Source organism: Lysinibacillus sp. F12 (genome assembly GCF_057773605.1).
Genome location: NZ_JBYMLP010000002.1, coordinates 992,112 through 1,007,303, shown reverse-complemented (window position 1 = coordinate 1,007,303; position 15,192 = coordinate 992,112). Strand labels below are relative to the sequence as shown.

Below are 15,192 nucleotides of genomic sequence, written 5' to 3'. Positions count from 1 at the left end.
ATCGTCTAGAATTTCGGTATAATAACTTTCGTAAGGAAGTGAGAAGATGATTCTATCGAAAAAAAGATGGCAAGTGGAACGCCCAGACGTAGAACTTGTACAAGCATTACAAAATGACTTACAACTTTCTGCGATTGCAGCAAAAATTTTAGCAGCGCGAGGCTGTGAAACAACTGCTGATGCAGAAAGCTTATTAAATATGACAGAAGCGAATGTTCATGACCCATTTCTTATGCACGGTATGGCAGAAGCAGTGGCACGAATTGAGCAGGCTCTAGATAATGGAGAGAAAATTTTAGTCTATGGCGACTATGATGCGGATGGTGTGACAAGTACGACTGTTATGTTAAATGTCCTACTGGATCTTGGTGCTAATGTATCGTTTAAAATACCGAACCGCTTTATTCATGGCTATGGGCCACACGAGGCTCTTTTTCGGGAAGCCTATGAAGAGGGTGTGCAGTTAATTATCACAGTGGATAATGGGATTTCAGGGATTGAACCTATTCGTGTAGCAAAGGAACTTGGTCTGGATGTTATTGTGACTGATCACCATGAACCAGGGGAGGAACTGCCACCGGCTGATATTATTTTACACCCACGTTTACCTGAAGGACATTATCCTTTTGGAGAGCTTGCCGGTGTAGGTGTAGCTTTTAAGCTTGCACATGCTCTATACGGAGAACTACCAACTCATTTAATAGAATATGTTGCAATTGGAACGGTGGCTGATTTAGTACCATTAGTGGATGAAAATCGTTATCTCGTTAAACGAGGCATAGAAGAAATGCGTCGTTCTCTTAGTCCGTGGGTACAAGCCATGTGTGATATTGCGAGCACAGAACAAGCAAAAATTAGTGAAGAAACGATAGGCTTTTATTTTGGTCCTCGCTTAAATGCAGTGGGTCGACTTGGTGAAGCATCGCCTGGAGTCGAATTATTAATGGCTGAGGATAGTGTAAAGGCAACAGCATTGGCCAAACAGCTAAATGCCTCCAATACCGAGCGTAAGGATATTGTTAAAAATATTACCGAGGAAGCCATTGCTCTAATTGAATCAGAGAAGAAAATTAGCGATTCTTTAGTCCTTGTTGTAGCAGGAGAAGGCTGGAATGCAGGGGTTGTAGGAATTGTTGCTTCACGTCTTGTTGAACAATACTATCGTCCAACGATTGTCCTTTCACTTGACCCTGATAAAGGTACAGCAAAAGGCTCTGCACGAAGCATTGATGGCTTCCATTTATATAATGAATTGGCCAAAAATCGTGATATTTTACCTCACTTTGGAGGGCATCCGATGGCAGCAGGTATGACTTTATCAATCGAGCATGTGGATGAACTACGGTCACGCTTGGATACACAGGCAAGAGCATGTTTAACAGAAGAGCATTTAACTCCTGTGGTTCACATTGATATTCCTCTAAGCCTAGATGAAATTTCTGCAGATGCTATTGAGGAAATAGCATCACTTGGCCCGTTTGGCACCGATTTTCCGAAGCCCGTTTATGTGCTTGAGGATGTTGAAATATCCTCCATGCGAAAAATTGGAGCGGCTGAGAACCATATAAAAATGGAATTAACGAATGGCTGTGACAAATTAGATAGTGTCGGTTTCCATAAGGGCCACTTACACGATGAATTAACCTATGGCATAAAAGTGTCCTTTATTGGTGATTTGCAAATAAACGAGTGGCAGGGTCGTAAAAAAGCTCAATTTATGATTGAAGATGTTCAAACCACTGAATGGCAGCTTTTTGATATTCGTGGTATTCGTCAAACGGCTCGCTGGCTCAATACAGTGCCAAAGGAAGAGGCGACATTTATTGCCTTTCGTCCAGCAACAATGACCTATTATCAATCGTTAATTGATGTTCCTATAATAGTAGCTGATCCTACTCTTTCAAACATCGGACAAAGTGAATATATTGTCCTGTTAGATTTGCCTGAAACTATTCAAAGGCTAGAAGAGGTTTTACAGAAGACGGCCCCTTCACGCATCTATGCACACTTTTATATGCCAGATTCACAATACTTTAATGTTTTACCTACCCGTGAGCAATTTGCATGGTATTATAAATTCCTGAAAAATCGACCAGCATTTCCACTTGATATGCATATAGCAGACATAGCTAAGCATACTGGCTGGCCATTAGAAACATTAAAATTTATGACACAGGTGTTTTTTGAGCTTGATTTTGTTAAAATGGAGAGTGGACTGACGACTGTCAACGAGGATGCTCCAAAACAAGCATTGACCGAGGCACCGTCGTACAAACAACGTTCAGAACAGATTGAAATGGAGCAAATGCTCGTCTATGCTCCTTATATAGAATTAAAACAATGGTTTGATGAACGAATACATGACTAGACGAATACGTTTCGTAGGAGGAGCAATAAAATGGATTTAAAGCAATACGTTACAACGGTTGAAAACTGGCCGAAAGAGGGTATTACATTCAGAGATATTACTACAATTATGGATCATGGACCAGCATACAAATATGCAACAGATCAAATTGTAGAATATGCAAAAGAATTAGGCGCAGAAATTGTAGTGGGTCCTGAAGCACGTGGTTTTATTATTGGATGCCCAGTTGCCTATGCCCTTGAAATCGGCTTTGCCCCTGTGCGTAAACCGGGTAAGTTACCACGCAAAGTTATTAGTGCAGGCTATGGTCTTGAATATGGAAAAGATACATTAACGATGCATAATGATGCGATTAAGCCTGGTCAAAAAGTATTAATCTGTGATGATTTACTAGCAACTGGCGGTACAGTAGAAGCCACTGTTCGTCTAGTGGAACAATTAGGTGGTCAGGTAGTAGGTTGTGCCTTCTTAATTGAACTTTTAGAATTAAATGGTCGCGAAAAGCTTGGCGACTTAAATATTAAAACCCTTATTCAATATTAAAAATGTTAAAAAAGCGCCACAACAACGGGCGCTTTTTTTATTGTTTCTCATAGGACTGAATGATCTTCTGCATTGTTCGCAAAGTATCGAAGAAATCAGCATATTTTTCTACGCCAATATCATCAATGATTTTATCTTGAATCGTTTGCCAAATGGGTGCAGCCTCATGCAGCTTTTCTAACCCTTTTTCAGTGAGCATAATATTTTTAGTGCGTGCGTCCTGTGGATCGCGCTTTAACTCGACGTAGCCATATTGCTTTAATAGATTGATATTCCGTGTCACGGTCGTTTGGTCGAGCAATAAAATTTCACCTAAACGACTAATGGAAACGGCTTGTTGAAGGTCGATGTGTGCCAGCATAGAATATTGAGTCACTTTTAAACCGGTAGGCTGCAGTAATTTATCATATAACTGTGTCACGACCCTTGTTTTTTTTCGAAGGTTTGCACAAACACATATTTGTGTGTAATCGATAGTATTCTGTTGATTTTTCATGGTCAGTACTCCTTTGAGGGAATTCTACTAATTTTAAGTATACACCTAAGAGCTAAAAAATACGTATTGACAGCTATCTAATGGAATGGTTACTATCATCATACATGTATATACATATAAATGAACGAATATACTCTAAAACATGTATATACATGCTTTTTAGAGTGACTTTAACAAGAAGAGTAGGTGGAATGATGAAGCGGATTCATTACAGTTGGTTTATTTTAGTAGTCACGTTTTTCTCGATTATCGTTGCTGGGATTACGATGTCATCATCTGGCGTGTTTATTGATTCTTTAGAAAAGGAATTTCAATGGGATCGATCGACGATTGCTCTAGCATTTGCCGTTAGTTTATTTTTATATGGTATCTCTGGCCCATTCATGGCAGCTTTACTTGACGTTATTGGTTTAAAAAAGATGATGATAAGTGCCATGTCTACATTAGTGTTAGGCATGATTTTAACATTTTTCATGAATCAATCATGGCAATTAATCATAATTTGGGGTGGCATTATTGGTCTGGGCGCAAGTCTCTTTTTAACGGTGCTTAGCCCTTATGTTGCTAATCATTGGTTTGTTAAAAGAAGAGGGTTAGCAGTAGGAATTTTGACCGCTAGTACTGCCACAGGCCAACTTATTTTATTGCCTGTACTTGCGATTATCATTGATCACTATTCCTGGAGGTGGGCAATCGGCTTCATTCTTCTTCTGAGTATAGTGATGCTAATCATGATTGCTATTTTTATAAAAAATAAACCTCAGGATTTAGGATTAACACCCTATGGACAAGAGGAGATATTTGATAAACAGCATGTGCAACTAAAGAAAAATCCAATTAGTATTGCCTTCAATGGCTTATTAGAAGCGGTTAAGGTCAAAACCTTTTGGCTGCTAGCAGGGAGTTTTTTCATTTGTGGTCTTTCAACAAGTGGATTAATTGGTACTCATTTTGTCTCTTATTGTATTAGCTTTGGTATTCCATTAGTAACCGCTGCGTCCCTCCTTTCTTTTATGGGAGTGTTTAATTTACTAGGTACCACTGCATCTGGCTGGCTATCAGATCGTTTCGATAATCGTTGGTTATTATTTTGGTATTACTTGTTAAGGGGAGCTTCTTTACTGTTACTTCCATATGCTTTGGCACAGGGCTCCTTTGTTTTATTGACTATTTTTACTATATTTTATGGCCTGGATTGGATTGCTACAGTGCCGCCAACCATTAGTATTACACGACAAATTTTTGGTGTGCAGAAGAGTAGTATTATTTATGGATGGATATTCGCCTCTCATCAAGCTGGAGCAGCAGTCGCTGCTTATGGTGGCGGTTTGATTTATAAATTTTTCAATTCTTATACATGGGCTTTTTTTCTTGCAGGGATGTTTTGTACATTAGCTGGCTTATTCGTTATCATGGTTAAAAAGCAAACGTCTCAGCAAGCACAAACGAACTAATCATGAAAAGTTGAACCTCCTTACGATGGGTTCAACTTTTTTTTGACAAAAACCAAACAAAAGTTTATAATATAAACAAATATAATAAAAGGTGATGCTATGAATGAAAGAGAACAGGCGGTGCTTGCTTTAATTCGCCAAAATCCGTTTATGTCTCAGCAAGAGATGGCGGATGCCATGAATTTATCTCGTCCCGTGCTTGCTAATTTAGTGTCTAGTTTAACGAAGGAAGGAAAAATAGTAGGTCGAGCTTATATTTTACCCGAGGCAAATGAAATTATTTGTATCGGTGGAGCTAACTTAGACCGAAAATTCCACGTGAAGGGCAATGTTCAATTTGGAACATCTAACCCTGCTAGTTCTTCCTTTAGTGTAGGTGGTGTCGGTCGAAACATTGCTGAAAACTTAGGCCGATTAAATCATCAAGTGACGTTGCTCACAACAGCTGGTAAGGATGCGGATTGGCAAGTGATCCAAGATGCTTCAGAATCCTTTATGAATCTACGTTATGTGGAGCAGATACCAGAAGCTTCAACGGGTTCCTATACGGCCATTATGGATGAGCAAGGCGAGCTAGCACTAGCTGTAGCCAATATGGAAGTATATGACTTATTATTGCCTAACTTGTTAAAAAAGCATGAAACGATGCTTGTGAACGCTGGCTGCTTTATTTTGGACTTAAATTGTCCGAAAGAAACAGTGGCTTATATCCAGCAAGTAGCTATTGCTCGCGAAATACCACTGGTCATTGTGCCAGTATCCTCGCCTAAAATGAATCGACTACCTGAAACATTACAAGGCGTAACATGGTTTATCTGTAACACGGATGAAGCAGAAACAATTGTAGGACATACAATTGAAAACGTGAGTCATTATGAAAAAGCATTACAACAGCTTCTACAATTAGGTGCTGAGCATGTAATTATCACGGCTGGCAGTAAGGGCGTATATGCTGCTTCGACAACAATTGCGCCTAGTCATTTTGCTGCCAAAGTAATTGAAAAGATTGAAGATGTGACAGGCGCGGGTGATGCCTTTGTCAGTGCAGTTATTCATGGCTGGCTGACTGGACAAGATTTTGCGACATGTCTTGATGCAGGGTTAACTAATGCAAAAAATACCTTAGCATCTCCGTATACAGTGAGACCTGAATTATCTGTAGATTTGTTAAAAAGTGAAATGGAGGAATTATAATATGAAAGAATTCATCGTATTATCAGAAGAAGTAAAAGCAGGACAAGCAAAGGGTTTACCAATCGTAGCTTTAGAATCAACAATTATTTCACACGGTATGCCATACCCACAAAACGTACAAACTGCCCGTGAAGTTGAGCAAATTATTCGTGATAATGGTGCCGTACCTGCAACAATTGCGTTAATTGATGGGAAAATTAAAATTGGTTTATCAGATGAAGAGCTTGAAATGTTTGGGAACGCACAAGGTGTTGCTAAAGCTTCACGTCGTGACCTTGGCTACCTACTTGCGACAAAAAAACTTGGAGCGACAACAGTTGCAGCTACAATGATCTGTGCAGAGCTAGCAGGCATTGAGATCTTTGTCACAGGTGGTATTGGCGGTGTTCACCGTGGGGCTGAAACGACAATGGATGTCTCTGCTGACTTAGAAGAATTAGCTCAAACAAATGTTGCTGTCATTTGTGCTGGTGCAAAATCTATTTTAGATATCGGCCTTACATTAGAATACCTCGAAACAAAAGGTGTACCTGTAGTTGGCTATGGTACAGATGAATTACCAGCATTCTACACACGTCAAAGTGGTTTTGATGTAAACTTCCAGCTTGATACACCAGAAGAAATTGCCGAAATGCTAAGTGCAAAATGGCAATTAGGTTTAAAAGGAGGAGCAGTTATTGCTAACCCAATCCCTGAAGCAGAAGCTTTAGAGCATGGATTTATTACGAATATAATTGAAAAAGCTTTAGTTGAAGCTGAAGAGAATGGTATTCAAGGTAAAAACGTGACACCATTCCTACTAGGTAAAGTAAAAGAATTAACAGAAGGTAAAAGCCTTGATGCGAATATTGCATTAGTGAAAAACAATGCAGTAGTGGGCGCAAAAATTGCTGTAGCTTTCAATCAATTACACTAATTCCCTTGTCGAAACAAAGACTCTTTGTGACATCATGTCGCAAAGGGTCTTTTTCATTAAAAAGGAGAATATATTTTCCATTTTTAATACTGTTCACGAGATTAACTAAACTAAATGACACAGTCTCTTTACAATGGGCTACAAAATTTTATACAATTAAGTTTATATCTAATCTGAAAAATTTGACGAGCAAGGTGGACATGTTATGGCGAAAGAGCAAATTTTGACTCCTGAGGACGTTTTTGAGTTAGTCAAATCCTACATGAATGATGAAAATGTCGCATTCGTGAAAAAAGCATATGAATTAGCAAGGGATGCCCATATTGAGCAATTCCGTAGCTCTGGTGAACCGTATATTATTCACCCAGTACAAGTAGCGGGTATTCTAGCTGAATTACAAATGGACCCAGAAACTGTAGCGGCAGGTTTTTTACATGATGTTGTCGAAGATACAGATTTTACGCGGGATGATTTGGTACGGGAATTTGGCGAAGAAGTAGCGGTACTTGTGGACGGAGTTACAAAATTAGGGAAAATTAAATATTTATCAAAAGAAGCGCAGCAAGCAGAAAATCATCGAAAAATGTTTGTAGCCATGGCGCAGGACATCCGTGTCATTTTAATAAAGCTAGCAGACCGTCTTCACAATATGCGTACGCTAAAGCATTTGCCTGCCGAAAAGCAAAGACGTATTTCGAAAGAAACATTAGAAATTTTTGCACCGCTTGCACATCGTCTTGGAATATCGACTGTTAAGTGGGAGCTTGAAGATACAGCTCTTCGCTATTTAAACCCACAGCAATATTATCGTATTGTCAGTTTGATGAAGAAAAAGCGAGATGAGCGTGAAGCATATTTGGACAATGTCATGGCTGAGATGAAATCACAGCTGAATGAAGTTGAAATTGATGCAGATGTATATGGACGTCCAAAGCATATTTACAGTATTTATCGAAAAATGGTGCTACAAAAAAAACAATTTAATGAAATTTATGATTTATTAGCCATTCGTGTATTGGTCGATAGTATTAAAGATTGCTATGCCGTATTAGGGATTGTGCATACGCTGTGGAAGCCAATGCCAGGTCGTTTTAAAGATTATATTGCTATGCCAAAACAAAACCTATATCAATCATTACACACAACCGTTATTGGTCCATATGGGGATCCGTTAGAGGTACAGATTCGTACGAAGGAAATGCATAAGATTGCTGAGTACGGGATTGCGGCACACTGGGCGTATAAAGAGGGGAAAAAGGCTGACCATCAAAAACAAAATGTTGATCAAAAATTAACATGGTTCCGTGAAATATTAGAATTTCAAAATGAGTCTTCCAACGCTGAAGAGTTCATGGAATCCTTAAAATTTGATCTGTTTTCTGATATGGTTTATGTCTTTACACCTGAAGGTGACGTCATTGAATTACCTGCTGGTTCAGTGCCAATCGATTTCGCCTATCGTGTCCATTCTGAGGTTGGGAATCGTACAATAGGAGCAAAAATTAATGGCAAAATGGTACCGCTTGATACACCGCTGAAAACGGGAGACATCATTGAAATACTTACATCTAAACAATCCTTTGGGCCAAGCAGAGATTGGCTGAAGATAGCACAATCCTCACAGGCAAAAAATAAAATTAAGCAATTTTTTAAACGACACTTGCGTGAGGAGAACATTGTCAAAGGTAAAGAGATGATTGAAAAAGAAATCCGTTCGCAGGATTTCGATTTAAAGGAAACAATGTCTGCAGAAAATCTCAAACGAGTATGTGATAAGTTTAATTATACAAATGAAGAGGACTTATATGCTGCTGTTGGTGTAAGCGGCATAACGGCACAACAGGTTGTTAATCGTTTAGCTGAAAAACGCCGAAAAGAGCGTGAACAGGAAGAAGCCTTAGAAAAAATCGAACAAAAAATGAAAAATCCGATTCCCCAAAAACGTACGGAATCAGGTGTCATTGTTAAGGGTATTGATAATATGCTCATTCGACTTTCACGCTGCTGTACGCCTGTTCCAGGAGATGATATTGTTGGCTTTATTACAAAAGGTCGTGGCGTATCAGTGCATCGTGCCGACTGTCCTAATATTCAAATTGAGGATGAGCAGGAGCGTTTAATAGAGGTCGAGTGGGAGCATGGTGTTATCCCTGAGAAAAAGGAATACCCAGTAGATATTGAGGTTTCTGCTTTTGATCGACCTGGTATTCTAAATGAGATTATGCAAATTGTTAGTGAAACTAAAACTAATATTTTAGCGGTAAGTGGCCGGGCTGATCGTGATAAAATGGCCACGATTCATTTAACAATCTCTATTTCAAATATTTCGCATTTGCATAAGGTAGTAGAGCGAATTAAACAAACACCTGATATTTATTCGGTACAACGAGTTATCAATTAAGCAACAGTTAGAATTGGGGTTATTGAAATGAAGGTAGTATTACAGCGTAGTAAAGCAGCTTCTGTTACAGTTGACGGAACTGTCACAGGAGCCATTGATAGTGGCTACGTTCTTCTAGTTGGTATTACACATGAAGATACTCAGGAAGATGTCGCTTACTTAGCAAAAAAAGTAGCCAATTTACGCCTTTGGGAAGATGCTGATGGAAAAATGAATCATTCTATTTTAGAGCAGGGTGGCGCTATTTTATCCGTCTCGCAATTTACGTTATATGGGGATGCAAAAAAGGGAAATCGTCCAAGTTTCACAAGTGCTGCAAGACCAGAAGTAGCAGAACCGCTGTGGGAAGCTTTTAACCAAGCATTACGTGAACACGGTTTACATGTGGAGACAGGCATTTTTGGTGCAATGATGGATGTTGCTCTCATTAATGATGGTCCAGTGACAATACTTCTAGAGTCAAAATAATGGTACATTTCCTATAATTCCTTCATATACTAAAGAGTATGGTTAGTTTTATAGGAGGGAGTGTCAAATACATGGCGCAGACAGGAAGTATATCCAATCCATATTTATACGAAACTCTTAAAATGATGATTGGTCAGGCTATTGTAGTGCAAACAGAAAAAAATATTCAAACAGGTATTTTATTATCCATATTACCTGACCATATTATTTTAGAGATTAGTCGTACACCTTTCTTCATACGGTTGGAGGAAATTGTATGGGTTACATTGGAAACAACAAAAAAATGAGTATGTGTGAACCTTCGTTGATGGAAGGTTCTTTTTTATTTATTTACGTTATAATGAATGAGTTTAATTATTAGAAAATTTGATTTATTAGAGAGGTTGAAAATTATGCAAACAATAGCAATTTTAGGTTCTTTGTTTTTTTGGAATAATATAAAGGAGCATTTTACAGCGTTTCCTCAAGTACAATTTATTCATTTTCCATACACGCACCCTGAACAGTGTGTGGACTTGATGGACACAGCGGCATCGCAATCGGATATGGTATTATTTGCTGGCTCTATTCCCTATTACTACTGCTATGAAAAAATAAAGGCGTATTCTATACAGGCGACATATCTCCCTTTTGATGAATTGTCATTAGCCCTTTCGTTATTATCTCTACACCATCATGAACGAATAGAACTGAGCGAATTGTCGATAGATTTGCCTAAAAAGGATAGCTTTTATCAAGTGATGAAGCAGGCAGGTATTGCATCTACAGGTGTGTATGTAAAAGATTATGCATGGGTCCATGAAAAACCGGAAAAAATAGCAGATTTGAGTATGGCTGATTATGTCCATTATCATAAGGAGTTATATGAAGATGGAAAAACTAGATTAGCTCTTACTAGCCTTCACGCTGTTTTTATAGAGCTACAGCAATTAGGAATACCTGCGAAGTATATGGTTGAAAGTAAACAAACGTTTACAGCAGCCATTACAAGAGCCCTAGACGCGTATCATCATCAATTATTGGCGTCCTCGCAAATTGCTGTTGTCTCTATTTATAGCCAAGAAAATTTATCTCACCTGCATCCTGTATTTCTAAGTACTTTAGAAACATTAAGCGATCGGTTACAGGCAAAGGTCATGCCAGCACAGCACGAGCCTTATTTAATTATTTCAACTAGAGGGGTAATTGAAAAACTTGAACCTTCGTATTTATGCTCCCTAAAGGAACAGCTTGAAGAGCAATTTGCCACTTTTTTCAGAGTGGGAGTGGGCTATGGTTATTCGCTGCATGAGGCAGAAGCGCATTCATCCCAGGCTTTGTTTTTTACAACCAAATATAGCGAGACCTCTACAGTAATGTGCTTGGTGGATGAACATAATCGATTACATGGACCATTATTTGAAAATAATAATAACGTAGCCTTAAGTACTAATAATAAAAATATTTTAGAGATTGCAGAAAAAGTGAAAATGAGTGCTAAAAATATTAATGTTATGAAGCAATTCATGTTGGTAACAAATAATCGCCCATTTTCCGCTGCTGAATTAGCAGACTATATGAATCTGTCACGTAGATCTGCTGAACGGATAATTAATCGTTTAATGGAACAGAACTATTTTACATTTGCAGGGGAGGAGCACCCTTATCATAAAGGGCGTCCAAGAAAGCTCTATAAGGCAACGACAAAATGGGAAATCTGAAATAATAGAAAATTAACACTTTACAATAAATTTGAACTAATGTATATTTATTTTCAATTAACGACATATAGCGACAAATAGGTGAGGGGGGATTTTTGACAGAGTTTGCTAATGTCAAAGTCTATCAATAGGTTGGTGATATTTTGGAAAATGAACAGCGTGTAAAAAAGAAGAGTTGGCTGAAAGTACCTCATACATATACGATTATTTTTGCTATTATTTTTCTAGCAGGTATTGCAAGCTATATTATTCCAGCAGGTGAGTTTGACCGAGTAGAAGATCCAGAAGGACGTATGCTTGTGGTGGATGGGAGCTATCATCATATTGACAGTAATCCAGTCTCTATTTTTGAAATGTTTACAGCTATACCGATGGGACTTGAAAAAGGTGCCCAAATTATCTTCTATATTTTCTTAGTTAGTGGTGTATTTGGTATTATTCGTTCGACAGGTGCTATCGAGGCTGGTGTTTATAAAGGTGTAAAAGCATTAGAGGGTAGAGAGAAGCTATTAATTCCATTATCTATGATTCTATTCTCTGTTGGTGGTTTTACAATGGGGATGGCAGAAGAAACGATTATTTTCGTACCGATTGGCGTAGCAATTGCTCGTGCTATGGGCTTTGATGCGGTAACAGGAACTGCCATGATTACACTAGGAGCAGCCAGTGGATTTTTTGGTGGAATGCTTAATCCCTTTACGGTTGGTGTTGCGCAGTCATTAGCAGATGTTCCTTTATTCTCGGGGATTGGTTTCCGTGCAGTTGTCTATATTTTTGTATTAAGTTTTGCTATTTTCTATGTATCTCGCTATGCTTTTAAGGTAAAAAAGAATCCTCAAGCAAGTGTGATTTATGAGATTGAACAACAGGCAAAGTCTAATGTGTCTAAAATCGACATTCCTTCATTAACAGGGAAACATAAGCTAGTATTTATTGTCATGGCATGTGGCATTGGATTTAATATTTATGGTGTGTTTAATTGGGATTGGTTTTTAACACAATTAACGGCTTCATTTTTAATTATGGGCTTAATTGCAGGACTAATTGGCGGTTTAAAGCCTGGCACTATTTTCGACTCCTTTATTGATGGGGCAAAGGCAGTAACGTTTGGTGCTCTTATTGTAGGCTTTGCACGTGCTATTACAGTCGTTTTAGAGCAAGGGAAAATCATTGATACGATTGTTTATGCAGCATCAGAGACAATCGGGCATTTACCGCATGCTATTAGTGCAATCGGTATGTTGTTTATTCAGGCCCTTTTGAATTTATTTATATCATCTGGTAGTGGACAGGCGGCAGCCACTATGCCAATCATGATTCCGATTACTGATTTATTAGGATTAGAACGACAAGTTGCAGTCTTAGCTTTCCAGTATGGAGATTCATTAACAAACTCAATTATTCCTACTTCATCTGCGTTAATGGCCTATTTAGCTGTAGCAGGTATTCCATATGAAAAGTGGATTAAATTCATTTGGAAGATGATACTTGGCTGGGCAATAATTGCATGTTTAGCATTAATAGCTGCAGTAGCATTAGGTATTTCTTAAAATATGAAAAAAGCTGTGGAAAAGATCATTCCACAGCTTTTTGTATTATTCTTCATTCGCATTAAAGTAATTTAAGATGCCTTGATATATTCCAAGAGTAGCCTGCTCACGGAATTTAGCCGTGGTGATGGAACGCTCTTCACTAGCATTACTTAAGTAACCTAATTCAATAAGCACGGCCTTTTGTCGATTTTCACGTAGCACTAAGTAGTTGCCTTGTTGGGTTCCACGATCTCTCAAATCAATTTTACTCGAAAGTCCATCGTGTATTGCCTCTGCAAGCCCTTTTTGATTACTATTCATATAATAAGACGTGAAGCCGTTAATAGAACTATCATCTGTTGCATCATAATGAAGACTAATAAAGGCGTCTGCCTCATACTGATGGGCAATCGAGACTCGCTTTCGTAATGCCACATATTCGTCCGACTCTCTTGTCATAACAACATTGGCACCTGCTGCACTTAGCTTAGAAGCAAGGAGAGTGGCTGTTTTCAAAGTAATTCCTTTTTCTTCTGTTCCTCGTTGACCTGTTGTCCCATGGTCATTGCCCCCATGTCCAGCATCTACAACAATGGTTAATCCATTTAATGTTCCTTTTTTACGAGGTTCTTGTGGATCCTTTTGTGGGATGGAAGTTTTATTGGAGCTCGTTGTGACAACCCAATTCGCAACAAACGCTGTTTCTTTGTCTAATTGAATTTCGTAAAAATCATTTTTTACGCCGACGATTGGATAGGTTTTACCAGCATCTACTCGTTCGATAACTTCAGCTGCAGTTGACGCATCAGTTCGCAAGTTTGTCCCATTATAAATAATGGTAACGGATTCTAAATCTTTTGAAGAGGACGATTTAGATGTACTCTTTACTTTATTTGAAAAAGTACCGTAAAAACTATAGACCCATCCAGCTTTTTTATCATTGTACTGAATTTGTACCCAATTGTGCTCATGCGCAAGGACTTTATAAGCCTGTCCTTTAGTAACTGTGCCAATTTTTTTGGCATTCAAGTCAGGTTTTTTACGAACATTCAGTGCATCCACCAAAATAGTAAAGGTTGTATCTTTATTAACAGGAGTAGTTGTTGTAGAAACCTCTACAGAATCCTCTTTTGGCTTGGTTTCTTTTTTAGGACTCTCGTTAATCGTCACATAATCCTTAGAGACCCAACCGGATTGTCCATTCCAATCAATTTTTGCCCATTCATTATTTTCCTCTATAAGGTTAGCTTGGTTACCCGTAGAAAGCTGTCCAAGAACAGCTGAAGAAATATCTGGATCAGTGCGAATATTTAAACGGTCAACCTGTGAAATAACAGTTTTATCAATGGTTTTTTGAGTGCTTGTAGAGGCAGTTAGCCAGGATGCTACCCAGCCTTCATAGCTACCTGCTTTTACTTGTATCCAATCACCTTCACGATCAATTGAAGTTAAAGGATCACCTTCTTCTAAAGTTGTAATAATTGGATAAGACAATCCAGGACCCTCACGTAAATGAAGAATCGTACCTGCTACTTTTAAATCACTAGTATCAGCGGAAGCATTTTGAATAAAGTTCTTATTTGGAATCGCAATTGTTACTATTAGTACGAAGATGATAATACTATGTAAAATTTTTGTCCTCATCAGATTCCTCCTATTCCTTGTGCTATTTTACCATGCTTTTGTATAATAATTCGTGGTAAAAAGGTAATGGAATTTAATATTTTCGTTACTGTCTGATGAAAAATACAAAAATAGTTGACATTAGGTTAGCTAGTGACTAACATAAAGGGTAATCGAAAAATGATTAATCGCTTATGACCAAGCAAGTAGCGTGTACCTCTATTGGAACAGAGAGGGAAAGACTTAGGCTGCAATCTTTCCTACAAAAATGTATGACGTGAATAACACTTGAGAGGCTTTTTTCTGAAAGGCAGTGCCTAGTAGGAAAAAACGGAATCGGCCGTTATCCGATTACGAGGAGGACACATGTAAAATTTTGTGTCAACTAGGGTGGAACCGCGGAAGCTTATACAGCTCTCGTCCCTTGCATAGGCAAGGTGACGGGAGCTTTTTGTGTTGTCCAAAAACATGGAATGCTTTTTATGAACCGGTTTGTG

Annotated in this window: 12 protein-coding genes and 1 other annotated feature; of the genes, 10 read left to right on the top strand and 2 right to left on the bottom strand. The window is 38.4% G+C overall.

Annotation, left to right across the window (positions count from 1 at the left end; all coding sequences use genetic code 11):
* The first annotated feature begins 46 nt into the window (after nucleotides 1-46).
* Together recJ and AC3CH7_RS12045 are read left to right on the top strand one after the other, a co-directional pair.
* Nucleotides 47-2,368: a single-stranded-DNA-specific exonuclease RecJ gene (recJ, locus tag AC3CH7_RS12050; RefSeq protein ID WP_012295431.1), complete on the top strand. Its 2,322-nt coding sequence runs from the start codon at nucleotides 47-49 to the stop codon at nucleotides 2,366-2,368.
* A gap of 30 nt (nucleotides 2,369-2,398) precedes the next feature.
* Nucleotides 2,399-2,911 carry an adenine phosphoribosyltransferase gene (locus AC3CH7_RS12045; protein WP_447402470.1) on the top strand — a complete coding sequence of 171 codons (513 nt, stop codon included), beginning with the start codon at nucleotides 2,399-2,401 and terminating at the stop codon, nucleotides 2,909-2,911.
* Nucleotides 2,912-2,948: 37 nt separating this feature from the next.
* Here AC3CH7_RS12045 and AC3CH7_RS12040 read toward each other — a convergent pair whose 3' ends face one another.
* Nucleotides 2,949-3,407, bottom strand: coding sequence for a MarR family winged helix-turn-helix transcriptional regulator (locus AC3CH7_RS12040; RefSeq protein ID WP_036217245.1), 459 nt, complete (start codon nucleotides 3,405-3,407; stop codon nucleotides 2,949-2,951).
* A 194-nt stretch (nucleotides 3,408-3,601) separates the two neighbouring features.
* Here AC3CH7_RS12040 and AC3CH7_RS12035 point away from each other — a divergent pair, with 194 nt between their 5' ends.
* From AC3CH7_RS12035 to AC3CH7_RS12000, 8 genes are all read left to right on the top strand, one after another.
* A complete protein-coding gene (locus tag AC3CH7_RS12035) occupies nucleotides 3,602-4,861 on the top strand; it encodes an MFS transporter (RefSeq protein ID WP_031419276.1) in 1,260 nt (419 codons plus the stop codon).
* 99 nt (nucleotides 4,862-4,960) lie between these two features.
* Nucleotides 4,961-6,055: a carbohydrate kinase gene (locus AC3CH7_RS12030; RefSeq protein WP_012295427.1), complete on the top strand. Its 1,095-nt coding sequence runs from the start codon at nucleotides 4,961-4,963 to the stop codon at nucleotides 6,053-6,055.
* A 1-nt stretch (nucleotide 6,056) separates the two neighbouring features.
* Nucleotides 6,057-6,971 carry a pseudouridine-5'-phosphate glycosidase gene (locus AC3CH7_RS12025; RefSeq protein WP_012295426.1) on the top strand — a complete coding sequence of 305 codons (915 nt, stop codon included), beginning with the start codon at nucleotides 6,057-6,059 and terminating at the stop codon, nucleotides 6,969-6,971.
* 205 nt (nucleotides 6,972-7,176) lie between these two features.
* On the top strand, nucleotides 7,177-9,372 hold the full coding sequence (locus AC3CH7_RS12020; protein WP_012295425.1) for a RelA/SpoT family protein: 2,196 nt from the start codon (nucleotides 7,177-7,179) through the stop codon (nucleotides 9,370-9,372).
* A 27-nt stretch (nucleotides 9,373-9,399) separates the two neighbouring features.
* The gene (gene dtd, locus AC3CH7_RS12015) at nucleotides 9,400-9,840 is read left to right on the top strand and encodes a D-aminoacyl-tRNA deacylase (RefSeq protein ID WP_012295424.1); all 441 of its coding nucleotides are present in this window, start codon (nucleotides 9,400-9,402) and stop codon (nucleotides 9,838-9,840) included.
* Between the two features lie 71 nt (nucleotides 9,841-9,911).
* Nucleotides 9,912-10,127 (top strand): DUF2642 domain-containing protein, encoded by a 216-nt coding sequence (locus tag AC3CH7_RS12010; protein WP_488381755.1) that lies wholly within the window; start codon nucleotides 9,912-9,914, stop codon nucleotides 10,125-10,127.
* A gap of 105 nt (nucleotides 10,128-10,232) precedes the next feature.
* Nucleotides 10,233-11,540: a MarR family transcriptional regulator gene (locus AC3CH7_RS12005; RefSeq protein WP_447402469.1), complete on the top strand. Its 1,308-nt coding sequence runs from the start codon at nucleotides 10,233-10,235 to the stop codon at nucleotides 11,538-11,540.
* Between the two features lie 143 nt (nucleotides 11,541-11,683).
* A complete protein-coding gene (locus AC3CH7_RS12000) occupies nucleotides 11,684-13,090 on the top strand; it encodes a YfcC family protein (RefSeq protein ID WP_012295421.1) in 1,407 nt (468 codons plus the stop codon).
* A gap of 45 nt (nucleotides 13,091-13,135) precedes the next feature.
* On the opposite strand, the gene AC3CH7_RS11995 is transcribed toward AC3CH7_RS12000, so the two are convergent.
* Entirely contained in the window at nucleotides 13,136-14,716 is a 1,581-nt protein-coding gene (locus tag AC3CH7_RS11995) for an N-acetylmuramoyl-L-alanine amidase family protein (RefSeq protein WP_447402468.1), read from the bottom strand.
* A gap of 164 nt (nucleotides 14,717-14,880) precedes the next feature.
* Nucleotides 14,881-15,123 (top strand) — a binding site (T-box leader).
* Nucleotides 15,124-15,192 lie beyond the last annotated feature (69 nt).

Coding starts and splice junctions, on each gene's coding strand:
- recJ (WP_012295431.1), top strand. CDS start 47: ATGATTCTATCGAAAAAAAGATGGCAAGTGGAACGCCCAGACGTAGAA.
- AC3CH7_RS12045 (WP_447402470.1), top strand. CDS start 2,399: ATGGATTTAAAGCAATACGTTACAACGGTTGAAAACTGGCCGAAAGAG.
- AC3CH7_RS12040 (WP_036217245.1), bottom strand. CDS start 3,407: ATGAAAAATCAACAGAATACTATCGATTACACACAAATATGTGTTTGT.
- AC3CH7_RS12035 (WP_031419276.1), top strand. CDS start 3,602: ATGAAGCGGATTCATTACAGTTGGTTTATTTTAGTAGTCACGTTTTTC.
- AC3CH7_RS12030 (WP_012295427.1), top strand. CDS start 4,961: ATGAATGAAAGAGAACAGGCGGTGCTTGCTTTAATTCGCCAAAATCCG.
- AC3CH7_RS12025 (WP_012295426.1), top strand. CDS start 6,057: ATGAAAGAATTCATCGTATTATCAGAAGAAGTAAAAGCAGGACAAGCA.
- AC3CH7_RS12020 (WP_012295425.1), top strand. CDS start 7,177: ATGGCGAAAGAGCAAATTTTGACTCCTGAGGACGTTTTTGAGTTAGTC.
- dtd (WP_012295424.1), top strand. CDS start 9,400: ATGAAGGTAGTATTACAGCGTAGTAAAGCAGCTTCTGTTACAGTTGAC.
- AC3CH7_RS12010 (WP_488381755.1), top strand. CDS start 9,912: ATGGCGCAGACAGGAAGTATATCCAATCCATATTTATACGAAACTCTT.
- AC3CH7_RS12005 (WP_447402469.1), top strand. CDS start 10,233: ATGCAAACAATAGCAATTTTAGGTTCTTTGTTTTTTTGGAATAATATA.
- AC3CH7_RS11995 (WP_447402468.1), bottom strand. CDS start 14,716: ATGAGGACAAAAATTTTACATAGTATTATCATCTTCGTACTAATAGTA.